Annotated in this window: 21 protein-coding genes and 1 tRNA gene; 8 read left to right on the forward strand and 14 right to left on the reverse strand. The window is 70.4% G+C overall.

The window, feature by feature from the left end:
* Window positions 1-7 precede the first annotated feature (7 nt).
* Complete coding sequence (locus tag ACFRCG_RS38480; RefSeq protein WP_380040326.1) at window positions 8-751, forward strand: response regulator transcription factor; 744 nt, start codon at window positions 8-10, stop codon at window positions 749-751.
* Between the two features lie 231 nt (window positions 752-982).
* Here ACFRCG_RS38480 and ACFRCG_RS38485 read toward each other — a convergent pair whose 3' ends face one another.
* The 8 genes from ACFRCG_RS38485 to ACFRCG_RS38520 form a co-directional block, all read right to left on the reverse strand.
* Window positions 983-2,302 (reverse strand): hypothetical protein, encoded by a 1,320-nt coding sequence (locus tag ACFRCG_RS38485; protein WP_380040280.1) that lies wholly within the window; start codon window positions 2,300-2,302, stop codon window positions 983-985.
* Window positions 2,299-3,993, reverse strand: coding sequence for a hypothetical protein (locus tag ACFRCG_RS38490; protein WP_380040282.1), 1,695 nt, complete (start codon window positions 3,991-3,993; stop codon window positions 2,299-2,301). The genes ACFRCG_RS38485 and ACFRCG_RS38490 overlap by 4 nt, the downstream gene beginning before the upstream one ends.
* Before the next feature lie 278 nt (window positions 3,994-4,271).
* Complete coding sequence (locus tag ACFRCG_RS38495; protein ID WP_380040284.1) at window positions 4,272-5,066, reverse strand: toll/interleukin-1 receptor domain-containing protein; 795 nt, start codon at window positions 5,064-5,066, stop codon at window positions 4,272-4,274.
* Window positions 5,067-5,196: 130 nt separating this feature from the next.
* Window positions 5,197-6,429, reverse strand: coding sequence for a helix-turn-helix domain-containing protein (locus tag ACFRCG_RS38500; RefSeq protein WP_380040286.1), 1,233 nt, complete (start codon window positions 6,427-6,429; stop codon window positions 5,197-5,199).
* A gap of 268 nt (window positions 6,430-6,697) precedes the next feature.
* Complete coding sequence (locus ACFRCG_RS38505; RefSeq protein ID WP_379998751.1) at window positions 6,698-7,342, reverse strand: response regulator; 645 nt, start codon at window positions 7,340-7,342, stop codon at window positions 6,698-6,700.
* Window positions 7,342-8,664, reverse strand: coding sequence for a sensor histidine kinase (locus ACFRCG_RS38510; protein WP_380040288.1), 1,323 nt, complete (start codon window positions 8,662-8,664; stop codon window positions 7,342-7,344). The genes ACFRCG_RS38505 and ACFRCG_RS38510 overlap by 1 nt, the downstream gene beginning before the upstream one ends.
* Before the next feature lie 110 nt (window positions 8,665-8,774).
* Window positions 8,775-10,154: an FAD-binding oxidoreductase gene (locus ACFRCG_RS38515; RefSeq protein ID WP_380040290.1), complete on the reverse strand. Its 1,380-nt coding sequence runs from the start codon at window positions 10,152-10,154 to the stop codon at window positions 8,775-8,777.
* A gap of 293 nt (window positions 10,155-10,447) precedes the next feature.
* Window positions 10,448-11,788, reverse strand: a complete 1,341-nt coding sequence (locus tag ACFRCG_RS38520; RefSeq protein ID WP_380040292.1) for a BTAD domain-containing putative transcriptional regulator — start codon at window positions 11,786-11,788, stop codon at window positions 10,448-10,450.
* 113 nt (window positions 11,789-11,901) lie between these two features.
* On the opposite strand from ACFRCG_RS38520, the gene ACFRCG_RS38525 reads away from it, so the two are divergent.
* Together ACFRCG_RS38525 and ACFRCG_RS38530 are read left to right on the forward strand one after the other, a co-directional pair.
* Entirely contained in the window at window positions 11,902-12,456 is a 555-nt protein-coding gene (locus ACFRCG_RS38525; protein ID WP_380040294.1) for a hypothetical protein, read from the forward strand.
* A 72-nt stretch (window positions 12,457-12,528) separates the two neighbouring features.
* Entirely contained in the window at window positions 12,529-13,359 is an 831-nt protein-coding gene (locus ACFRCG_RS38530; RefSeq protein WP_380040296.1) for an isocitrate lyase/phosphoenolpyruvate mutase family protein, read from the forward strand.
* A gap of 48 nt (window positions 13,360-13,407) precedes the next feature.
* On the opposite strand, the gene ACFRCG_RS38535 is transcribed toward ACFRCG_RS38530, so the two are convergent.
* The gene (locus ACFRCG_RS38535) at window positions 13,408-14,259 is read right to left on the reverse strand and encodes a helix-turn-helix transcriptional regulator (protein ID WP_380040298.1); all 852 of its coding nucleotides are present in this window, start codon (window positions 14,257-14,259) and stop codon (window positions 13,408-13,410) included.
* Window positions 14,260-14,438: 179 nt separating this feature from the next.
* Here ACFRCG_RS38535 and ACFRCG_RS38540 point away from each other — a divergent pair, with 179 nt between their 5' ends.
* From ACFRCG_RS38540 to ACFRCG_RS38550, 3 genes are all read left to right on the forward strand, one after another.
* A complete protein-coding gene (locus ACFRCG_RS38540) occupies window positions 14,439-15,233 on the forward strand; it encodes an alpha/beta fold hydrolase (RefSeq protein WP_380040300.1) in 795 nt (264 codons plus the stop codon).
* Window positions 15,234-15,405: 172 nt separating this feature from the next.
* Complete coding sequence (locus ACFRCG_RS38545) at window positions 15,406-16,821, forward strand: hypothetical protein (protein WP_380040328.1); 1,416 nt, start codon at window positions 15,406-15,408, stop codon at window positions 16,819-16,821.
* A gap of 112 nt (window positions 16,822-16,933) precedes the next feature.
* Entirely contained in the window at window positions 16,934-18,805 is a 1,872-nt protein-coding gene (locus tag ACFRCG_RS38550) for an AAA family ATPase (RefSeq protein WP_380040302.1), read from the forward strand.
* Between the two features lie 24 nt (window positions 18,806-18,829).
* Here the strand turns inward: ACFRCG_RS38550 and ACFRCG_RS38555 are convergent, their stop codons facing one another.
* Entirely contained in the window at window positions 18,830-20,386 is a 1,557-nt protein-coding gene (locus ACFRCG_RS38555) for a helicase HerA-like domain-containing protein (protein ID WP_380040304.1), read from the reverse strand.
* A 169-nt stretch (window positions 20,387-20,555) separates the two neighbouring features.
* Here ACFRCG_RS38555 and ACFRCG_RS38560 point away from each other — a divergent pair, with 169 nt between their 5' ends.
* On the forward strand, window positions 20,556-20,852 hold the full coding sequence (locus tag ACFRCG_RS38560) for a type II toxin-antitoxin system VapB family antitoxin (RefSeq protein WP_020556786.1): 297 nt from the start codon (window positions 20,556-20,558) through the stop codon (window positions 20,850-20,852).
* 151 nt (window positions 20,853-21,003) lie between these two features.
* A complete protein-coding gene (locus ACFRCG_RS38565; protein ID WP_380040306.1) occupies window positions 21,004-21,597 on the forward strand; it encodes a LytR C-terminal domain-containing protein in 594 nt (197 codons plus the stop codon).
* A 108-nt stretch (window positions 21,598-21,705) separates the two neighbouring features.
* Here ACFRCG_RS38565 and ACFRCG_RS38570 read toward each other — a convergent pair.
* The 4 genes from ACFRCG_RS38570 to ACFRCG_RS38585 form a co-directional block, all read right to left on the reverse strand.
* Window positions 21,706-21,792: transfer RNA gene (locus ACFRCG_RS38570), tRNA-Ser, on the reverse strand.
* Between the two features lie 10 nt (window positions 21,793-21,802).
* On the reverse strand, window positions 21,803-22,333 hold the full coding sequence (gene tadA / locus ACFRCG_RS38575) for a tRNA adenosine(34) deaminase TadA (RefSeq protein WP_380040308.1): 531 nt from the start codon (window positions 22,331-22,333) through the stop codon (window positions 21,803-21,805).
* A gap of 5 nt (window positions 22,334-22,338) precedes the next feature.
* Window positions 22,339-22,848, reverse strand: a complete 510-nt coding sequence (locus tag ACFRCG_RS38580; protein WP_380040310.1) for a tRNA adenosine deaminase-associated protein — start codon at window positions 22,846-22,848, stop codon at window positions 22,339-22,341.
* Between the two features lie 83 nt (window positions 22,849-22,931).
* Entirely contained in the window at window positions 22,932-23,120 is a 189-nt protein-coding gene (locus tag ACFRCG_RS38585; RefSeq protein WP_078979378.1) for a hypothetical protein, read from the reverse strand.
* Window positions 23,121-23,225 lie beyond the last annotated feature (105 nt).

Raw genomic sequence — 23,225 nt, forward strand, 5'->3', positions numbered from 1 at the left:
GCGCCTGATCCTGGCCGAGGACACCGTCCTGCTCCGGGCAAGCCTCACCGGGCTGCTCGAGCGCCTCGGCTTCGAGGTGACCGCCGTCGCGGACGGCGCGGCGCTGACCGCCGCCGTCCACGAGCGGGTCCCCGATCTCGTACTGACCGACGTCCGCATGCCCCCGGCGTTCGCCGACGAGGGCCTGCGCGCCGCACTCGCGCTGCGCGCCACGTTCCCGTCCCTGCCGATCGTCGTCCTCAGCCAGTACATCGAGCCCGAAGGCGCCGCCGAACTGCTCGCCGGTGGCGGCGGACGCGCGATCGGCTACCTCCTCAAGGACCGCATCGTCGACGTCGAGGACTTCGCCGCCACCCTGCGCCGCGTCGCCGCCGGCGGCACCGCCGTCGACCCCCAGGTCGTCACCCGCCTCCTGCGCCGCCGCGCCGAACCCGTCGCCGCACTCTCCCCGCGCGAACGCCAAGTCCTCGCGCTGATCGCCGAAGGCCTGTCCAACGCCGCGATCATGCGCGCCCTGGACATCTCCGAACCGGCCGTCGGCAAGCACGTCCGCAACATCCTCACCAAGCTCGGCCTCCCGCCCGACGACGACACCAACCGCCGCGTCCTCGCCGTCCTGGCCTACCTCGGCTCGCGCAACACGCCGGCCCACCCCGCCGACGAACCCGGTCCTGTGGACCCGCCGACCGTAGGCGCCCCGAGCCCTGACCGACCACGGCCTCCGTCGCCCCGCCGATCGGTTGCGCCATAGCCCAAACCTCGAAGCCCGTCAGGTCGCGGTTGGAAGGATGGGCGTACGAGCGCGAGAGCCTCCGAAAACGGGAGTCGCCGAACGTTGTCGGAACCGGACGGGTGCCCCGATCACGATGCGATCAGGGCACCCGCGTCCACAGCCATTCACCGCCCGCGCCACCGCTCGACCCCGCCCGCTACCGGGACCCGAAACGGGACCGTCCCGACACGGAAGCGGACCCGGCAGCCCTCAGTGAGTTGTTTCGTCGAATCGACCGTTCCGGTACTCCGGAGGTCCTTCCTGTGCGAAGGAAGTCGGATTCGCCTGCCAAAGGCCCGTGCCGGGGGAGGGTGGCTCCTCGGTAGCGTCCGTCGGCCTGTCACGGACAGAGTCGGAGGTTCGCTCGGATCGCGGGGCCCCCGGCGATTCCGGATCACCCGAGGGTGCGTGCGGATGGCCGGAAGGGGTTTCGTCGGCGGACGAGCGGCGAGCATCGTCGTCGCCCTTGTGGATATCGAACCTCAGTCGAATCCGTTCAGCTTCGACAAACCTTCCGGCGGCTTCCATCGACCGGGCAATCCGATCCACGAACACTGTCCGTTGGTCGGATTCTCCGGACAGCCCCAAGTCGGCCAGCAGGGTTACCAAAGGACCGATCACGGTGTCCTCGGACGAGGACGCGCCGGAGTCGGTGGGAAAACCGTCTACCGCGTCCACGTCGGGCCTCCCGCCCACCCAATCACCAAGCCCTTGAAATCCGCCGGCCCCACCCACATCGACGGATGCGGCAACCAGGTGTCGGTACAGCTCCGACACTTCCGCGTCATTCGCGGCAGCGGAGATCCGGGCCAGTGGCCCGATGAGTGTGACCGCTTTCTCGACCTCCTCTTCGTGTCGTGCCAGCCACCAAACCACGGCACTTCCCGTGCTCTTGAGGACCTCGTCGCGAAGGTAGGCCCGTTGGTTGCGCTCGTACTGGCGTTGGTACTCCCATGCCTCCTCCGACTTGCGGAGCGTGGACAGGTCCCGCAGCCTCGCCATGTCCGCCGCATCCAGCGTCAAGGTCACGTCGATCGCCAGCACGATCACTGCTCCGGAAGGATCCTGCTGCACCCCACCGAGGGCACCCCGAAGCAGGTGACCGGCGAAATCGCAGTGCTCGGGATGCTCCCGGCCGACGATCGCGCGGGCCCGTCCCAACAGAGCTGAAACAGCCAGGCTCGCCGGGTTGATGTGCGAGTCGGCGGAGAAGTCCTGAATGGGCCGCCACATCACGGTCGCGGAGAACACGAAGTCGTAGTCGGATGCGCAGCTGGGAAGCGCCACGCGCTCCACGCGTGTCTGCTGGTAGGGCGGCACTGTGGGCGCCGAAGGGAGGTTGTGCCGCGACGTACCCGCAGGATGGCCGGTCGTGGAATTTGCGGCTGCCCGCGACAACGCCACACATCCGACGACGACGACCGTGACAGAAACCCAAGCCCACAGGGGCAACCGGAGGATGGCACCGAGGACGGCGGGAATCAGACCGGAGACGAGAATGACGAAAAGGTTCTTGCTCCTGGTATTCACTGGGCCTCTCCCGAGTCCGATACGTCAGGTTCGTCTTCCATGGGGTCGAAACCCTGTGCGACGTCGATCTTGTGCCGGAGCCGGTCAGCGACCATTTCACGGCTCCGGATGCCATCCGACAACGGCGGCGGATCGTTTCGGGCCCATGAGCCGGCGATCACGTACAACCGGTTGAGCGCGTCGGGTCGATCCGCGGCGGCGCTCGTCAAGATGTCGAGCATCGGGTCCCAACCACTGTCCTGCCGAACGGTCGAGAGCCAGCGCCGAACCGTCGCCTCCCACTCCTGTGGGGGCCGCTCCGCCATGACCGTGCGCCACGCGCGGATCAGGTCCGGCCAGAACCTTCGAAACGGCAGGACATCGGGTTCGAGCAAGCGCACGAGCAGCGCCAGGTTGAGCTCGGGTCGCCCGCGTTGCCTATGGAGCAGACGATCGATCAACCTTCGATACAACCGCTCGCTGGACACCGCCAGTTCGAACAGGGCCTCACGCGCCGCCTCGGCCTCTTCTCGACCCGGGTGCAGCGCCAGGTGGTGCAATCTGACCAGCGCCTGGTTGGGATGAGTCCGGGCGATCACCTGATGGCAGACACGGGCCAAGACGTGCACGAGGTTCGTCGGCAAGGCGGGACTGATGGCCCACGTGTAGGCCTGCTCACGAAACGTCGCTCCGTAGCGTTCGTGGCCCAGTCCGGTCTCTAGCGCAGCCGCCGCCTCGACACGAAACGGCCGCGACGCCGTCGGGCGCGTCCACGATTCGACGAGGATCCGAACGTCGTCCGGCCGATCGACGCCCAACACCTGCTCGACCACGCGGGAAACCAATCTTCCCCGATCGTCCGGCGTGAGGTCGGGCATCGCAACGCACTGAGCGACCCAGTCACGCATTCCCTCCCGAAGGTCGGGAAAGTTGACCCAGAAGTGAGTCCGGATCGCTCCGTCGTAGGCAAGGCGCTCGAATCCCACCCGGCCCTCGTCGTCACGCTGGATCCGAAGGCACTTCAACTCTTCTCCGAAGTCTGCCTGCGCCAACCGAGGCGTCTCGTCCTCACGGTGATCGAGATTCCTCAGCAGCAGTCGTGAACCGTGGAAGACGGCATCTCCGGTGGCACCATCGAGCATGGCGGCGGCCAGCAATAACGCTCGCTCCGGAACGCTGCGATGCGCGTTCACCTGCGCCGCCGCCTCCCCCGTGCGGTCGGTGACCGCCGCCATCGCCTCGGCGCACCAGGAAGCGAAGTCGCCCCCGTACCGACCGCTGTCCCGAGCCCGTCGGACCAACCCGGCGAAACGTGCGATCTCCCGCATCGGCGAAGCCGCCGAAAACCGAACCAACTCCGCTTCGGTCAACTGCTCAGGCGCGAAATCCACGCCGTCCACGCGGAGATGGCGACTGAGCACCGCCGTCCCACGCGGACGACCCAAATGGACGACCAACGGAGCGAACTCGGCCTCGAGCAAATACTCGCGCCCGGCCGGAAGGATCGCGACCAGTCGCGCGCCGCAAACTCCGACTGTCGCACGGTATGCCGCCAGGGTTCGCCGGCAGCGCAGAAGTCCATCGTCGTCCGTATCGGACAGGTCGAGGAGAAACCGATCCTGAGGGCCGGCATCGAGAATGGCCTCGTCCCGCTCCACCGACAACTCTTCGAATCGACCCTCCTCCGAAACGTCGAGTTGGTGCAGCAACATGGTCGCTGCGGTGCGTCTGCCGATCCCCGGTGGCCCATCCAGCAGGATCAATGTCCCGGGAGCCGCCAGTCGGTCCCTGGCTCGGCCGTAGTGCGGTGGAGGAATGAAGCGTCTGCTGAGCTGTATCCGGTGCTCACGTGCGACCCGGAGTGGATCCGCGCGCACCCGAAACGTTCGCTCGAACCACTCATCCCCGGCGACATTGAAGTTTATCTGAGTCCCGGATCCGCTGTGAACGGAACCACGAGGCTCATGGATCCAGGCGCCGGCGTCGGTTGTCATCGGCTTTTGTCCGAGCCTCCGTGCCGACCGTCGAACCTCTGGCGTATCGTGCCCGAGCTATCACCGGCAGTGTAATTGAGCCCCGTATTGTCCCCGGAGAATCGCGGGGCGTTGTACTGGTCTCCGGTACCGGTGTGCACCGGTGCCTGAGGCTCGCTGATGAAGGTGCCCGACAAATCTCCCACGAGATTTCCGATACCACCTCGCTGGGTATGCCGAACGTCGTGTGCCCGGGTCTGCACGCCCCGGAAATCCTCCTTGTCAACGGCCATGTCGGTATCACCTCGAGCCTCACCATCGCGGCAACGATCGCGGTCCGCCGCAGCCAACTGCGGAACAAGTTCGGCGAGATTGTTCCCAAGCTGCGCCAAACCGACCTCGATGTTCCGGTGATCCAGCCTTCGATATTGGTGGTCCGCCAGGTCCGCGAGAGCCGGGGGAAGCAACTCACGCTCGAGTCTGACGGTCCTACCGACCAGCACCGGGATCACCAAGGATCCGCTCTCCAGCGCCTCGACGATTTCTCGACGGGTCCAATCCTCGGGATCATCCAGCGCACGTCCGCCCTGCGCGGCTCGTGCCTCCATCCACCCGGACCCGATGACGGCCAGCAGGACGCTACTGCGTCGGAGCGCAGTGATCAACGCCTGGGGAAAGCGCCGGCCAGGTTCGATCGATTTGCCGGCGCGGAACACCCGTTCGCTGCCGAAGCGGCGCGAAAGTTCGTGATCCACGAGCGCAGCAGTGGCCTCCTCGTCTCCGGTTCTGTAATTGACGAAGATATCGGGCATGCCTCTCTCTTCTCCGAGAAGGAACGAAATTCCGAAGCCGAACGAAAAGGACGCACAGTGCCCGAACCTCGGAGTGCAAAGAAACGAAACGACCTGTATCAACCGGCTGTGCCGACCCCGACGCAGGTCACTACCGCGTCTGATCGACCGCCAAAGCCAGTGCGGGCTGCAGGTCTCGAACGGTCCGATTGGCCTGGAAGCGTTGCAACTCCCTGGCAAGGCGCCGTATATCGGTCCTGACTGTGGCGGACGGCACGATCGAAGCCACGTCGAGCAGTTCCTTGGCGATCTCGCAGGAATGCTCCACCTCACCTGCAGCAGCGTGGGCCAGTGCCCGGCGCATGCCGTACCTCATCCTGGTGCGATGCGCCCGCGGCGCGATGCGAAGGCACTCGCGATCGAGAATTTCGACGGCGGCACGCGGTCGTCCGAGGTCATGCAGGCACCAGCCATTCACCATGCTCACCGAATCGGCCAGATTCGTGCTGCCGATCACGGGTGCTTCGGATGTCCGGGCGTCTGCGGAGCCGAGCAGGTCGCGAGCTCGGTCGAGACTCTTCAGGCAGGCCCGTTCGTCCCCCGCAAGAGCATGTCCTTGGGCCTCGCGCTGAGCCGCCAGACCTCGGATCCGGGGTGGCAGCGCGCTGTCCTGTGCTTGATCGGCGAGCCCGATCGTCTGCTCCGCGTCGGACTTGTAGAACGCGATCAGCGCGCGTCGAACGAGCGCGTAGGAGGAAAGGTCGGTGTCTCCCCCCGCCTGGGCCATCTCGACGGCCTGCGCCGTCAGATCGATGGCATTGCGGTCGTCCCCACTTTCCTGGGCCATCCACCCGGCGTATTCCGCGAAGCGGGCGGCCAGCACCAGGAACCGGGCTCGTTCGCGAGCACCGCTTCGGGCCGCCGACTGCACCAGCATGCGCGTCTGGGACTCCAGCAGCGGAAGCAGCACCTTCGGATCGGCACCTTGGCCAAGTTGCCGGATCTGGTCGAACTGCGTCCGAAAGGAGGCCCCGATCGGCAGGTTCGCCGGCGCGGGATCGCCATCGTTCCGGGTCAATATCACGCCGAGCAACGACCCGGTGCCCGAAACGAGCAGATCCCGCCGCTGCACGAACCGGTGGGGATCGTTGTCCGAGTCGTCCGACGGTCCCTGCGGCTCGACCAGGCGCCTCAGCCGACCACCGGCGTCCAGTAGCGCGTCACACCGTTGTGCCAGGTCGAACGACGGCCGTCGAACCCCGCGTTCGACCTTGCTGAGATAGCCCTTGTCGTAGTTCGCCAGCTGAGCGAAGGCGCCGAGCGAGAGACCCGCCCGGTGCCGAAGACGACGTAACTCGGAACCGAAACTCAGAGGCGTACCCATGCAGAACTCCACCCTTTGGGCCGTTGCACACCGGAAGATCGGAAATCAGGGGATCGGAGCGCGTCCCCAGCTCCGACGAAGAGTCTGGCATGCGACACGGCGCAAAAGCCTGGTTCCGCGAGGGTTGCCCGTTGCCACCCCACGAGTACCGGAATGACTGATCCCCACTTCACAAACGCCGCCGCGCGTCACCTGGTGGTCGTCGTGTACGCCCGACCCCAGTGATCGCCCCCCGAGTCGCGCGCTGCGTGCGGCCCGTCCATCCCGGTCAGGGGTTGGTGCGGAGCCAGGTGAGGACTGCGAGGACTCGGCGGTGGTCGTCGTCGGATGGGGGGAGGGCGAGTTTGTCGAAGATGGCGGAGATGTGTTTTTCGATGGTGCCCTGGGTGAGGGACAGGGTGCGGCCGATGGCGGTGTTGCGGCGGCCCTCGGCCATCAGGGCGAGGACTTCGCGTTCGCGGGGGGTGAGGGCGGCCAGCGGGTCGTCGCGGCGGCGGGTGAACAGGGCGGAGACGACCTCCGAGTCCAGGACGGTGCCGCCGGCCGCGACGCGGGTGAGCGCGTCGGAGAGTTCGTCCAGGCGGGAGACGCGGTCCTTGAGCAGGTAGCCGACGCCGCCGCCGTCGGCCAGCAGGTCGCCGGCGTAGCTCTCCTCGACGTACTGGGACAACACCAGGATCGCCGTCCCCGGCACCTCGCGACGGATCCGCAGGGCCGCCCGCAGGCCCTCGTCCGTGAAGGTCGGCGGCATCCGGACGTCGACCACCGCCACGTCCGGCCGGTGTGCGGTCACCGCCTCCACCAGGGACGGGCCGTCGCCGACCGCCGCGACCACCTCCGCGCCGGTCTCCTCGAGCAGGCGGACCAAGCCCTCCCGCAGCAGCAGCGAATCCTCCGCCAGGACCACCCGCATCAACGCTCCCCCACCCCGCTCAACGGAATCTCCGCGGTCAGCGTGGTCGGCCCACCGATCGGGCTCACCACGTCGAGCCGACCCTCCACCGCGGCCAACCGGTCGACCAGCCCGGCCAGGCCATGCCCCTTGCCGGGATGCGCCCCGCCGCGCCCGTCGTCGCGAACCTCCACCGACAACGCCCGCTCGTCCACCCGCACCCGCACCCGACACCGCTCGGCCCCGGCGTGCTTGGCGACGTTCGTCAGCGCCTCGGTCACCACGAAGTACGCCGTATTCTCCACCGCCGGGGCGAACCGCCGCCCCTCCGGCAACTCGGCCGTCAGCGTCACCGGGACCGGACACCGCGCCGCCGCCGCGGTCAGTGCCGGCACCAGGCCCCGGTCGGCCAGGATCGGCGGCGCGATCCCCCGGGACAACGCCCGCAGTTCGGTCAACGCCTCGTGGCTCTGCGAGATCATGTCGGCGACCAACGGCCGGGCCCGCTCGGGGTCGTCGTCGAGCCGACGGGCCACGGTCTCCAGGTCCATGGTGAGCCGCACCAGTCGCTGTTGCGGCCCGTCGTGCAGGTCCCGTTCGAGCCGGCGCAGCGTGTTCGCCTCGGCCGCCACCGCGCTGCGCCGACCCTGTGCGAGCTGTTCGGTACGCAGCTGCAACGCCGCCGTCTCGTTGGTCAGCAACACCCGGGCCAGTCCGGCCTGGATCGCCACCAGCGCCCGCGTCATCGGCGCCGCCGTGGCGAGCAGCACCACACCGATCCCGGTGTTGAACGCGATGTCGGCGGCCCGCGACGAGACGCCGAACATCAGGTCGAGCAGACCCTGCTTGCCCTCGTCGCGCGGGATCGGCCACGACCACGCGACATACAGCACCTCCCCCAACCCGCCCACGGTCCAGGTCAGCGCGAGGCAAAAGCCCACCACCCGCAGCGGGAAGGACACCACTGCGTGCGTCAGATCACGCCAGGATTGCGGGTCGCGCAGCGCGCGCGACCACGCCTTGAAGCCCGTACCCGTCGACGCCCGGTAGCCGTGCGGCGGCAGAGCCCGACCGGTCACCGCCTCCACCCGCCGACGCTCCACCGAGGCGAACCACCCGGCCGCGGCCAACACCCCGACCAGGACCGGGATCCCGAACACCAGGACCGAACCCACCGCGCCGATCGCGAACCCGCCGAGCCCGACCACGAACGCGGCGACACCCAGCGGCAAGCCGCCCAGCACGAACCCGAGTCGGCGCAGAAAGAGCCGAAACGCCCCCGCCTCCTGCGCGAGTTCACGCGGCGCGGCCGCCGCCGGGGATGATGTGGTCGTCTGGGTCATGACCACATCCTCGCCGCCGGAAACGACCGCGCCCAGCGGGTATTCCGGACCCCGGGGGTAGGGCACACCCCCAGACGCCCCCCGTCGACCCGAACCCGCGAAGGCCGGTCCTATCGCGCGGGCACGATGTTCTGATTCGCGTGGAAGAGGTTCCCCGGGTCGTACTTGCGCTTGATCTCGGCCAGCCGGTCGTAGTGCCCGCGATACGTCGCCTCGACCCGATCGTGGCCCTCCCCCTCACCGATGAAGTTGACGTACGCGCCACCCATCGAGTGCGGGTGCAGGTCCCGCCAGTAGTCCACGCACCACTGCCGAATCGTCCCCGCGTTGGCCGGGTCCGGATCGACACCGCCGATGATCCCGGACCAGACCGCGTCCCGGTAGTCCCACGCGGTGTCGTCGCGATCCACCCGATGCGCCGCCCCGTCGATCGGATACAGGTGCATCGTGGACAGCGCCGTCGGCAGGTTCTCCGCGTACGCGGCGTGCACGTCGATCGCCTCGTCCGTGATGCGATCGAAGAAGTCACCGCGCCAGTACCACTGGAGGCCCGCGGGGATCAGCTCGTCGAACATCGACTGGAACGCCGGGTACGGCATCGGCGCGGCGAAGTGGAAGGCCGGCGCGCCCGGTTCGCGCGCCACGGCGAGTACCCGCTCGGCCGCGTCCGGATCGCCGCTCCAGCACCACACCACGCCGCACATCGCGCGCCCGTGGATCTCCTCGGGGAACGGCGGCCCGGGCGGCACCGTCAACAGCGCGAAGAAGCCGTACAGCTCCTCGGGCGCCTGCGGCAGGAACTCGCGGTACCACCGCAGCACTTCGCGCGTGTGCTCGGCCGGCCACACGGTGACGCCGCCGGTCACCATATTCACCGCGTGCAACCGGAAGCGGAACGAGGTGGCCACCCCGAAGTTGCCCCCGCCGCCGCGCAACGCCCAGAACAGGTCCGGGTGTTCGCTCTCGCTCGCGGTCACGAAGCCGCCGTCGGCGAGCACCACGTCCGCGGCCACCAGGTTGTCCACGGTCAGCCCGTACCGGCGGGTCAGATAGCCGTGTCCGCCGCCCAGGGTGAGCCCGCCGACACCCGTCGTCGACATGATTCCGGTGGGGGTTCCCAGGCCGAACGCGTGTGTGGCGTGGTCGAGATCGCCGAGCAGGGTGCCGCCGCCGACCCGGGCGGTGCGCGCGGTGGGATCCACCCGTACCCAGCGCATCGGCCGCAGATCCACGGTCACCGCGTCGTCGACCACACACAGCCCGCCACCGCTGTGGCCGCCGCCGCGCACCGCGAGTTCGAGGTCGTGGTCGCGGATGAAGTCCACTGCGGCCATCACGTCCGCCGCGTCCGTGCACCGCACGACGGCCGCCGGACGCCGATCGATCATCGCGTTGTAGATGGTGCGCGCCGCGTCGTACTCCGCGTCGTGCGGCCCGATCACCGGCCCGCGCAGCGTGGTGCGCATGTCTTCGAGAGTCTTGCCGTCCATGACCATCTCCCTGACGGGACGCGGACCGCAAACCCGCCCGGTCGCACGCCGACCGACCCTCGGGAAGCAATCATGCGCCGATCCCCCGGCGCCGCCGGGCCTGCAGGACTCGCCGAACGCCGCAGGGCTTACCCGTCCAGCGTCCCGCCGCGCCCGGCAACGCGCAATTCAGGGGCGGACCGCCCGACCCGGTCACCCGCGGAATCACCCCACCAAGGCACTCCGCCACGCACTCCCACCAGCCGAAACGCCGCCGGCACACCCGCGCCCCGCCGGGCTCGGGCCGCCGACGATCACTGCCCGCCCCGACAGCGGTCGCCGCAGATCGCCAGGCTGCACCAGCGACGCCGCCCGCTCGCATCCAAAAACAGCCAGCCGCACGCCTCGTCCGGACACCTGCGGACGAGGAACCGGCGCGGATCCGCCAGGAGTTCGGCCGCGCTGCGAGCCACCGCGTACACCGGCAGCGCCAAACCCGCCGCCGGCGACAACCGCCACCGCCCCAGCCCGTCCTCGCCGCGCCGGAACACCGCCGCCCCGGCCGCCTCCCGAGCCGTCTCGGCCACCGCGTTGAACGCGCGCACGTCCTGCGGATCGGTCAGGCAGGCGTACAGATCGGCCCGAAACCCCCGCGCCCGCGCCAATGCGGCGGCGGCCTCGTCGGGCCGCTCCCACGCCCGCCGACGCAGCCACGCGACCAGCCGCTCTTCGGCCAGGTCCAGATGCCCCGTCCACACCGCGAGGGTGGCGTAGCCGCGCAACCAGTCCGCGCCCGCGCGCTCGGGGCCACCCCAGCCCGCGTACGTGTTGCAGAACTCCAGCGCCGGATGCCCGCTCGTGTTCCAGGGCAGCCACTCCTCCCCGACCCGCACCGCGTACACCGGCGCCGAGGGCCGATCCAGGCGCGGGTCACCGCGCAGGATGCGCTCATGCAGCGTGGTCAGCGTCGCTCCCGGCTCGATGCCCAGTTCGCTCACCAGCACCTTGTGGGTATGCCGGTACGCCTCCAACGCCTCGGCCCGCCGACCGGCGCGACACAGCGCGGTCATCCGGGCCGCCACCAGCCGCTCCCGAGCCGGGAACTCGTCGGCCACCGGCGCCAGGTCGGCCAGGACCCGATCGTGCAACCCCATCGCGAGCCGGGCCTCGGCACGCTGTTCCAGCGCGGACACGCGCAGTTCGTCCAACCGCCCGGCCAGCCGAGCGCGCAGCCGATCGTCGATCACATCCGCGAGCAGCGGACCCCGCCACAGCGCCAGCGCCCGATCCTGGCACCGCATCCGCTCCGCCGGATCCGCGGCGCCGCCCGACCGCGCGACCAGGTCCAGGAATTCCCGTACATCCACGGCATGCGCGTCGGCGTCCACCGTGTATCCGCCGTGCCGGGTCCGCACCCGCAGCCCGTACGGCGCGAACCGGCCCCGCAGCCGACCGATGTAGGTGTGCACCGTGCCGCGCGCCGATGCCGGCGAACTCCCCGGCCACATCAGGTCGATCAGCCGCTCCGTGGTGACCACGCGCCCGGCGTCGAGGAGCAGCAGGGCCAGCAGACACCGTTCCTGACGGCGGGTGCCCACCAGCACGCTCCGCCCCTCGTGGCACGCCTCGAAGGCGCCGAGCAACCGAAACTCCATGACCACCTCCACCGGGCCCGCGTGGTGAGAATCCGGTCAGCGCGGGGGCGGAGTCTGGGCGATGCCCCCCGAATCGGGCGGGCCGACCGCACCCCACCTCGCAAAGGATCCCCATGCGCCGAACCTTCGTCACCCTGACGGTACTTGCCGCCCTCCTCGGCGCCGCCGCGACAGCACCCGCGTCGGCCGCCGACCCCGCCCCCACCACGGCCGAGACCACGACCGGGGCCCCCTCCGCCTGGGAACCCGCCCCGCCCACCCCGCCGTTCGACCACCCCGCCGGTGCCCGCTGCGACTTCCCCGTACACGCGGAGGCGATCCTCGACGAGGTGGTGCAACGTGTCCTCGAAACCCACCCCGACGGCAGCCCGAAGCGGGTCGCGTACAAGGGCCCCCTGGTCATGCGGGTGACCAACACCGACACCGGCACCCACTTCGACGCCGACGCCGGTGGCAGCGCCGTCGTCGAATATCGCCTCGACGGCTCCCAGCGCTGGCTGGTGCTCGGCCCCGTACTCACCACGTTCCGCGCGAACGGCGGCAACGTGCCGCGCGGCGTCTACACCATCGACGGCGTGTACATCCTGGACATCACCGCCGACCGCACCAAAACCCTGACCATGCTCCACGGCGGCACCGACGACATCTGCGCCCGCGTGGCCCGATAGGCGACCCGCCGCCCGGGGGATGCCGGCGGAAAACCGCCGGCCGCGGCCCGGTCGGGCTGATGAAGTGGGGCCATGACGAGCCCGCGTGACACCGCCCTGACCTTCCGCGCCCTGCACACGAGTTCCGCGCCCCTCGCCCTGGCCAACGTCTGGGACGCCGCCGGCGCCCGCCTGGTCGTCGAGGCCGGCGCCCGCGCGGTGGCCACCACCAGCGCGGGCGTCGCCTGGGGCCTGGGCGCCGCCGACGGCGACCTCCTCGGCCGCGACCGGGCCCTCGAACTGATCGCCCGCGTGGTGGCCGCGGTCGAGGTACCGGTCACGGCGGACATCGAAAGCGGCTTCGGCGTCGACCCGGACGGCGTCGCCGAGACCGTGCGCGGCGTGCTCGCCGCCGGCGCCGTCGGGATCAACCTGGAGGACGCCTCGCACGGCGGCCCGACACCGCTGCGCCCGATCGCCGACCAGGCCGCGCGCATCGCCGCCGCACGGGCCACCGCCGACGCCGCCGACGTCCCGCTCTACCTCAACGCCCGGGTGGACACCTACCTCCGAGGCACCGGCGAGCCCGCCGACCGCCTGCGCGAGACGCTCGACCGGGCGAGCGCCTACCTCGCCGCCGGCGCCGACGGCGTCTTCGTCCCCGGCGTGGTCGACCCGCCCACCATCGCCGCGCTCACCGCGTCCCTGACCGCCCCGCTCAACATCCTGGTCGGCCCCGGCGCCCCCGACGTCGCCGAACTCGGCCGGCTCGGCGTGGCCCGAGTCAGCCTGGGCTCCGCCGTCGCCGAGGCCGCCTACGCGGTGGTCCGCCGCGCGGCGCGGGAGCTGTACGACAGCGGCACCTACACCGGCCTCGCCGACGCGATCCCGTACGGCGACCTGAACGCGCTGCTCGCCCGCTGACCCGACCCTCGGCGGCGGCCCGGCCCACCCCGGCCGGCCGCCGCCGACTCAGCCGAACGCCAGGGTGTCGCCGCCCGCCGGTCGGCGCAGCAGGGCCAGCCGATCGGCCAGGTCACCGCCCGAGGCCGGGGTGTACAGCACCACCCGGCGGTTGTCCTCGGGGGTGATCAGGACCTGGCAGTCCACCTCCACCAGACCGAGCACCGGGTGCAGCACCCGCATCCGGCTGTTCCGCCGCACCGCCACCTCGTGCCGATCCCACAACTCGGCGAACTCGTCGCTGGCCTCGCGCAACCGGCTCACCAGCCGCGTCACCGCCGCGTCGTCCGGCCGGTGCGCGGCGGCGGCCCGCAGGTCGGCCACGTGCAGCCGGCTGTAGTACTCGTGCTCCTCGGCCGGATACGCGGCCCGCTGCCGGGCGTCGCCGAACCACCGCCACACCACGTTGCGGCCGTGCTCCGAGACCGTACACACCCCGCCGAGCAGGGCCTGCGCCATCGCGTTCTGGGCCAACACGTCACCGAGGTCGTCGAGCACCTGCGCGGGCGTGGTGTCCAGCTGGTCCAGCAGATGCAGCAGCGCCGGCGCCACCTCGTCGCCGGCGGTCCGCGCCGCGGGCGGGCGATGCCCGGCGAGCAGGTACAGGTGATCCCGCTCGTCGTCGCTCAACCGCAACGCCCGGGCCAGCGCGCCGAGCATCTGCGTGGACGGCTGCGGCCCGCGGGCCTGCTCCAGGCGGATGTAGTAGTCGGCCGACATCCCGGCGAGCTGCGCCACCTCCTCCCGGCGCAGACCGGGCGTACGCCGCCGAGGCCCGGCGGGCAGCCCCGCCTCCTGGGGCGAGACCCGCTCCCGCGAGCGCCGCAGGAAGTCGGCGAGCTGGTCCCGAACAATCTTCATGCGTCCATCGTCGCGCATCGCCGCGTCGCCAGAGTGGGACCGCCGATCCCAGGGTCGGCGATGCCCTCCCGGGCCAAAGGCCCCGGCGGCAGGGTTACGGGTGTCGGAGCCGATGCCCGACGTCGTTCGACACCGGCCGTTCGTCGATCGACACCCGCCGCTTCCCGAAGGAGTTCGCCATGCCCGTCGTCAAGGTCGCCGACGCCCAGGTCCACTACGCCGTCTCCGGTTCCGGCGCCGGCCCCGCGCTGCTGCTCGTGCACGGGACCGGGTCCGTGGGGGCGCCGGTGACCTGGGGCTCGACCATCCCCCTCCTCGACGGGGACCGGGTGGTCATCGCCCCGGACCTGTCCGGGACCGACGCCACCGTCGACGACGGCGGCGAGCTGACCGTCGAGATCCTGACCGACCAGGTGATCGCGGTGATCGAGGACGCCGACCTCGGCCCCGTGGACCTGCTCGGCTTCTCGATGGGCGCGACCGTGGTCGCCGCGGTCGCCGCGCTGCGGCCGGACCTGGTGCACCGGCTGATCCTGGTCGCCGGGTGGGCGTACACCGAGGGCGAGGAATACCTGCGCAACACCTTCGCGCTGTGGCGGCGGCTCGGGGACACCGACGCCGAGTCGTTCTCCCGGTTCGTGACGATGACCGGCTTCGGCCGGGGCTTTTTGAACACGATCGGTCGCGACGCGGTCGAGGCGATGACGCGGAACATGACGCCGACCCCGGGCACGCTGCGGCACGTGGACTACGACGTGGCCCTCGACATCCGCCCGCTGCTGTCGCGGATCCGGACCCGGACGCTGGTCGTCGGCTGCGCACAGGACGCCACCATCCCGGTGGAGCACAGCCGGGCCCTGCACGACGCGATCGCGGGCAGCTCGTACGTCGAGATCGACTCCGGACACGTGGTGATGTTCGAGAAGCAGGACGAGTTCGTCGCCAGGGTGCGCGAGTTCATCGCCGCCGGGTGAGGCGCGAACGCGGGAAAACCCCCTGACCCTCGCCCCCGGTGCGGCCCACAATGTGGAACCGACGGCGGTGTCCGGACCACCCGAGCGGGTGTCGGTCGGCACTGGGATCATCGAGGGACACCGAGGGGAGGTGACGGACGTGGCGTACGGCGAACGTGCCCCGCATGCACCGATCGTGAGCCTGACCGACCGTCGGGCGCTGGAGGCCTGGCGACCGGCCGACGACGAGGTGATCGCGCGGGCCCGCAAGCTCAAGGAAGAGGCGCTGCTCGACTTCGGCATGGAACTGTCGGTCATCGCCTCGTGGTTGTACACCAAGTGCCACCACCACATCCCGACCACCGCGATCGACACGGCCGCCGTGATGGCCTCCGGCGACGGCACCTGCCTGCTGCTCTACAACCCCCGGTTCTTCTGCGACCTGGGCCTGGACGGCGTCAAGTTCGTGCTCTTCCACGAGGCCAGGCACCTGATCCAGCGGCACCTGTTCGCCGAGGCCGACCTGCGCGCCGACCCGGTGTTCACGCTCGCCGCCGAGGTGACCATCAACCACGTCGCGATGACCCGCCTCGGCCGCGCGTCGCTGCCGATCGTGCGGCGGGTCGACCCGGACACCGGCGCGCGGATCGACGAGCCGACCGGCATCGACCCGCGCGAGATCCACCGCGCCTACGTCAAGGACCTGCAGGACCAGGGCCTGGAGTCGCTGCCCTACGACGACTTCGTGGACACCGACGCGACGGTCTACGCCGAACTCAAGCGCATGAAGCACCCGCCGGTCCCACCCTCGCTGTGCGTGCACGTGATCCTGGGCGAGGGCACCGGGCTCCACGACGGCATGGACGGCGAGACGGTCGACCGGGTGGCCTCGGAGGTGCTGCGCAGCGTGCTGCTGGCGGCGCGGCGGGGCGAGCGGCTGGCCCGGCGGGAGCTGCTCGACCTGCTCTCCCGCACCGACGGCGCCACCGACCGCACCTCCAAGCTCTGGGGCGATCTGGGGGCCGGCTTCCTGCGCGGCGAGACCCAGCGCACCCGTCGGGTCGAGTGGTGGCAGCAGTGGCTGGTCGACGTACTGGCGTCCAAGCTGCGCGAGGGCGAGCGGCTGGTCTATCCCAAGAAGCGCGGCGCGCTGCTCGCGGCGCTGGGCCACGACCCGATGCTCGCCCGACGCGGCCTGGAGCGCACCAAGGTCGTGGTGATCGCCTACGACACCTCGGGCTCGATGCCCGACCACGTGGTGGGCTGGTTGACCGAACTGGTCGGCAAGGCCGAGGGCGTGGAGACGCACTGGCTCAGCTTCGACGGCACGGTGATGCCGTTCAAGCCGGGCGAGCGGGTGCTCGGCGGCGGCGGGACGGACTTCCAAAACGTCGCCGACTACGTCGAGGGCCGGCTGGCGATCGAGGGCTCGGGCCGGTTCGAGGAATCGGTGGACGCGGTGGTGATGCTCACCGACGGCTACGCGCCGCCGATCACCCCAGCCGATCCCGACAAGTGGATCTGGCTGATCACCGAGGGCGGCGACGACTGGCCCGAGCGGCACGACCCGCCCATGGACTGTCACCGCGTCGTCACCGGCGACCACTGATCGGGGCCACCGATGCCGACACACCTCGCCGACCGATGCCCGCGCCGACCGACGCCCCCGGCCGAAGAGCCCTCCGCGGCAGCACGCCGTGCGGCCGCCCCCGGAAGGAACCATGACGATCACCGCTGACACCACGCGCGCCGGCCGACCCGCGTCCGAGCCCAAGTGGAAGGTCACCGCCACCTTTCCCGAGCGCCCCAAGGGCTGGAAGGGCGTATCCAAGCTCGAGGAGTTCATCGACGCGATGATCGACCTCGGCCAGACCGGGCAGATCTTCGGCGAACACGGCATCGGCAAGACCGCCACGTTCTTCAGCCACATCCCGGACCGGCACGAGGACACGGTCCTGGTCTTCGTCCCGGCCGCCAACCTGACCCCCGACGACCTGCTGATCAACGCGCCCGTCCGGGACGCGCGCACCGGCGAACTGGTGCTGCGTCAGCTGATCATGCGTCAACTGCGGCCCGGGAAACGTTTCGTGCTGCTGATCGACGACGCGTTGCAGGCGGGCGAGACGATCCAGTCCCAGCTCATGCAGATCGCCTGCAACTGGACGCTCGGCGAACACGACCTGCGCGAACTCGGCTGCGTGGGCGTCTTCCTCACCGACAACGAGTCGCTGGCCGAGACCGCGACCCGGCGTACCGACCTGGCCATCCTGGACCGCATGGTCACGGTCAAGATCACCGCGACCGACACCGCGTGGCGCTACAAGCTCGCCGAGCGCTTCGCCGGCACCGACCTGACCCAGGTCTTCCAGGTGTGGACCAGCCTGTCCCCGGCGCTGCGCCAACTGATGTCCCCGCGCACGCTGGAGCACGTGATCGACTGCGCGCTGGCCGGCTTCCCGCTGGTGTGGGGGCTGCCGCTGGTCAACGGCGAACGGCTGGCGCTGACCGAGACCAGGAAGGACGGCTCCCCCGGCCCGGACCGCACCGACGAGGTGCTCGACCGGATCGCCTCCGGCCTGGGCGTGCGCAACCCCGACCAGACCCCCGACGCGGTGCGCCGGATCGTCCGCGAGGCGATCCACCGCCGCTGGTCGGTGCTGGTCCAGGGTCCGCCCGGCTGCGGCAAGACCGAGGTGGTGCGCGAGGTGGTGCGCGCCGAACTCGGTCACGACCCGCTCTACTTCTCGCTGCCGGTGACCAACGTCGAGGACCTGTGCGCGCCCGTGCCCACCCCCGACGGCTCGCTGGAGAACCTGCTGGCGGCCAAGTTCACCGATCCCGGCGCCAAGGTGATCGTCTGGGACGAATACAACCGGCCCAAGGACAAGTCCACCTTCGCCAAGCTGATGGAGGTCACCCAGGAGTGGTCCATCGCGGGCCGCCCGATCCCCGGCCTGCGCGCCCAGATAGCGCTGCAGAACCCGCCGTACCACCTCGGCCGCAAGATGCTCGTCTCGCGCAACAACATTGCCCAGGCCACCCGCTTCACCGCGTCGCTGACCATTCGTCCCGAGGACATCCCGGCCAACGAGTGGCTGATCGCCACCTACGGCCCGGTCGCCGAGACGGTGCTGGAGTGGTGGAAGAACGACATCGACGACGAGGGCCGCGACTGGATCACCAAGCGCACCCTGGAGCGGCTGATCAAGCTGCACCAGCGCGAACTGCCGCTGGAGATGGCCAAGGTCTACCTCGGCGACGGCGAATACGCGCCCGTGCCGCTGAACGCCCTGGAGGCCAGGTTCGCGGAGAACCCGGCCACCGGCCTCGGCGACATCTCGGCCAACCTCGACGAATGGGTGCGCCGACTCGACGCGGCCAACGAGGAGTCCGGCGAGGGCACCGACGACACCGACATCGTGCACCAGGTGCTGGCCAACGCCGAGTTGTCCCAGCTGCGCGAACACATGGACACCGTCGCGCAGTTGCTCGCCGGCCTGCCGCCCAAGCTGCGCTCCAGCTATCTGGTCGGCCAGTCGGTGGACAAACAGCGCTTCTGGATCGAGGCGTTCGCGAAGATGCCGCGCCGCTGAACCCGGCCCCCGTCGGCCCGCCCGTCAGCGTTTGCGGCGGGCGGTGCCGAACAGGCTGCGGGTGATCTCCCGGCCGATCTGGGTGCCCATCGAGCGCAGCATCGACTTCACCGCGGAGTTGCCCATCATCTGCTCGACCATCCCGGGCTTCGGCTTCTCCTCCCGGGCGTGCCCGCGCGCGGGTTCGTCGGGCGCGGGCGGCTGCGCCGGCTCCGCGGGCGTCTCGGCCCGGGTCTGAGCCGCCGTCAGCTTCTCGAACGCCGACTCGCGGTCGACGGCGGTTCCGTACGTGGGGAACAGCGGCGAGTTCGCCACGAACGTCCGCATCGCCTCCTCCGGGATCGGCGCCATCAGCGACCGCGGCGCCCGCAGCCGGGTCCAGGCCACCGGCGTCGGCGCACCCTTCTCGCCGAGCACGGTCACCACCGCCTCGCCGGTGCCGGCCTGGGTGAGCACCTGGTCCAGGTCGTAGGGCGAGCGCGGGAAGGTGGACACGGTGGCCTTGAGCGCCTTCGCGTCCTCCGGGGTGAAGGCGCGCAGCGCGTGCTGGACCCGATTGCCCAACTGGGACAGCACGTCGGCGGGCACGTCACGCGGCGTCTGCGTGACAAAGAAGATCCCGACGCCCTTCGATCGGATCAGCCGCACGGTCTGGGTGATCGCGGTCAAGAACGCCTTCGACGCACCCGTGAACAGCAGATGCGCCTCGTCGAAGAAGAACACCAGGCGCGGCCGATCCGGGTCGCCGACCTCGGGCAGATCGTGGAACAGGTCGGCGAGCAGCCACATCAGGAAGGTGGAGAACAACTGCGGCTTGTCCTGTACCGCCGCGAGTTCGAGCAGCGAGACCACGCCTTGCCCGTCGGAGGTGGTGCGCAGCAGGTCGGCGGTGTCGAAGGCGGGTTCGCCGAAGAACGCCGCGCCGCCGTTGTTCTCCAGCGTGATCAGCGCACGCAGGATCACCCCTGCGGTGGCGGCGGACAGACCGCCGATCCGCTTGAGCTCCGCCTTGCCCTGATCGTCCGTCAGGAACTGGATCACCGCGCGCAGGTCCTTCAGATCCACCAGTTCCAGGCCGCGTTGATCGGCGAAGTGGAAGATCAGCCCGAGCGAGGACTCCTGCGTCTCGTTCAGATCCAGCACCTTCGCGAGCAGCGTCGGCCCGAAGTCGGTGATCGTGGCCCGGATCGGCACCCCGGTACCGATCCCGCCGAGCGCGTAGAACTCGGCCGGACATCCGCCCGGTTGCCAGTCCTGACCGACCTCGGCCGCCCGCGCGGCGACCCGCTCCCCGGGCTCTCCCGGCGCAAGGATGCCGGAGAGGTCGCCCTTGACGTCGGCGAGGAAGACCGGGACGCCCTGCGCGGACAGTTGCTCCGCGATCAGTTGCAGCGTCTTGGTCTTGCCGGTGCCGGTCGCGCCCGCGACCAGCCCGTGCCGATTGAGCACCCCGAGCGGGACACGCACCCGCGCCCCCGGGTACGCGATGCCCGCGACGACGGCGGCGCCCAACTCCACCGCGGGTCCGGTGAAGGCGTACCCGGCCGTGATGGTCGCGATGGTGTCGTCCTGCTCGGTCATGCGCTCCTCCGCTCACCCGGGATCCGGGAAGCGAATACACCGATAGCGCAAGAAATATCCCGATTGCCCCGGCGGATCGGCCATCCGAGCCGACCCGTTCCGCGACGCCTATCCCTCGCTTCGGCACGGGGTGGGGGTTCGGAGACCACGATCCCGGTAGGCTGAGCCTGTGATCTTCAAGCGGATCGGTGACGGCAAACCGTACCCGGACCACGGGAGGTCGGGTGCCCGGCAATGGGCCGACATCGCCCCGCGGCCCGTGCGTCTGGACCAACTCATCACGACGAAGCGGCAACTCGACCTCGACACGCTGCTCGCCGAGGACTCGACCTTCTACGGCGATCTCTTCGCGCACGTCGTGAAATGGCAGGGCGACCTGTATCTGGAGGACGGCCTGCATCGCGCGGTCCGAGCCGCCCTCCAACAACGCCAGGTGCTGCACGCGCGCGTGCTCGAACTCGGCTGAGCACGCAACCCCGGCGGCCCGATCAGGTGGTCGTCACGAGTACGGCCGTGCCCGGATACGCAAGGTGCCAGGTCGGCGCTAACCTCGACTCCATGGCGACCGGGACCACGGCCATGCCGTGCAGGAGGAGGACGGGGGCACACCGATGAGCATGCTCACTCCCCGCGGCATGGGAGGCCAGTACAAGATCACTGGCAAGCTGTATCCGCGGATGACGCGGCGCAGGCGACGCATGCCCGTGGTGATCGCGATCGTGGTCGGCCTGGTGGTCCTGGCGACCGCCGGCTGGGGTGTGTACCACTTCACGTCCGACGACGGCGGCACCGCCGCGGCCTGCCCCTCGCCCACCGCCTCGGCCCCGCCGCCCACCGAGGCCGCGCCCCTGCCCGAGCCCAAGACGATCACGGTGAACGTCTACAACGCCACCAAGCGCACCGGCCTGGCCAAGACCGTCGCCGAAGCCCTCAAGACGCGCGGATTCACCATCGGCAAGGTCACCAACGACCCGCTGAACGCGCCGATCGCGGCCACCGCCGAGATCCGCCACGGCTTCCCCGGCGCCACCCCCGCGAAGGTGGTCGCCGCCCAGGTCGCGGGCTCCACCGACAAGGAGGACCAGCGCACCGACGGCTCGGTGGACCTGGCCATCGGCGACGCGTGGACCGACCTGGCCACCCCGGAGGCCGCCGCGGCCATCCTGTCCCCGCCACCCCCGCCCCCGCCCAGCCACACCCCCGGCTGCTGACCCAAGCCCCCGCTGCCGCCCCACCCAAAGGGGCGGCAGCCCCCGCCAGGCCCCGAAAACCCCGAAGGCGCCACCCGAACTCCGGATGGCGCCTTCGTCTTGCAAGAGCGGTAGCGGTGGGATTTGAACCCACGGATAGCTTGCACCATCACACGCTTTCGAGGCGTGCTCCTTAGGCCACTCGGACACGCTACCGAGAGAGAGCTTACCGGATGCCGGGGTGTGGTTCGTAACCGGATTCGTCGGTGCGGTTGAGGGTGAAGAAGTCGCGCAGGACGGCGGTGCACTCCGCCGCCGCGACGCCGGCCACGACCTCCGGGCGGTGGTTGAGGCCGCGGTCGCGGAGGACGTCCCACAGGGAGCCGGCGGCGCCGGCCTTGGGGTCCCAGGCGCCGAAGACCACGCGGTCGACCCGGGCCAGGACGATCGCGCCCGCGCACATCGTGCACGGCTCCAGGGTGACCACCAGCGTGCACCCGGACAGGCGCCACTCCCCGACCGCCTTGGCCGCCTCGCGCAGCGCCACGATCTCGGCGTGCGCCGTCGGGTCGCCGTGTGCCTCGCGTTCGTTGCGGCCGCGGCCGAGCACCGCGCCGTCCGGGCCGAGCACCACGCACCCCACCGGCACGTCTCCCGTGTCCACCGCGAGCGCCGCCTCGGCCAGGGCCAGCCGCATGGCCGGCTCGTACCGCCGCAGCGCGGGATCGAATCGGGGCTCGGGCACCGGTGGGGGCATCGTGCTCAGCGGACCGTCTCCAACTCGTCCGCGCAGCCCAGCCGTTCCGCTATCACCGCGATGGCGTCCGCGGGCAGCCCCGCCTCGCCCGCGAGGTCGGCCAGCAGTTGGGCCGACACCCCCAGGTCCACCAGGACGGTCTCGTCGCCGGCCGGACCGGTCGGCAGCACGGCCTCGTCGTCCTCCTCCAGGCCGTCGAGCACATCGGCCGTCAGCAACGCGTCCGCGTAGGCGCTGCGGGAGACCGCGGCCACGTCGGAGACGTAGATGCGCGGGTCCTCCTCACCGTCCACCCGGACGACCGCGAACCAGGTGTCCTCCTGTTCGACGAACAGCAGTACCGGTTCGTCGTCCACCGCCGCCGACCGTGCCAGGGCGGTCATCCCCGCCGAGTCCTCGACATCGTCGAGGTCGGCTTCACGGGCCTCCCACTGCTCGTCTGTACGTACGAGCACTGCGGCGAAGTACGCCACGGGACTCTCCAAGATCGTTCGCTTCGGCGTTGTCTCTCGCATCGTGGCAGATACCGGACCACCACGACGGGAATTGGCGCACGTTGACGAACAAGGTCGCCGCGACGATCGCACGCGGATCGTTTTCAGTAACGGAACGTACGCATCCGCATCATCTGCCGCAGCCGCTCGTTGCGCGCGCGCCGCGGTTGGATGCGGGCCCGCAGCTCGCGCGCCTCGGCGAGTTCGCGCAGGAAGAGGGTGCGCCGGCGACGGCGAGCGGCCTCCGCCTCGCGGCGCTCGGCCGCCGTCGTTCGAGGTTCCCGACTCTCCATCACCACGCCCCTGGACTCCAAAATCCACCGAAACCGACGTGGCAGTAGTTCCCGGGACACGCCGGCTCAGTCATCGCACCACCGGACCGGGCCGGGTATGCGTTC

The organism is Embleya sp. NPDC056575, from assembly GCF_042793325.1.
GTDB lineage: Bacteria > Actinomycetota > Actinomycetes > Streptomycetales > Streptomycetaceae > Embleya.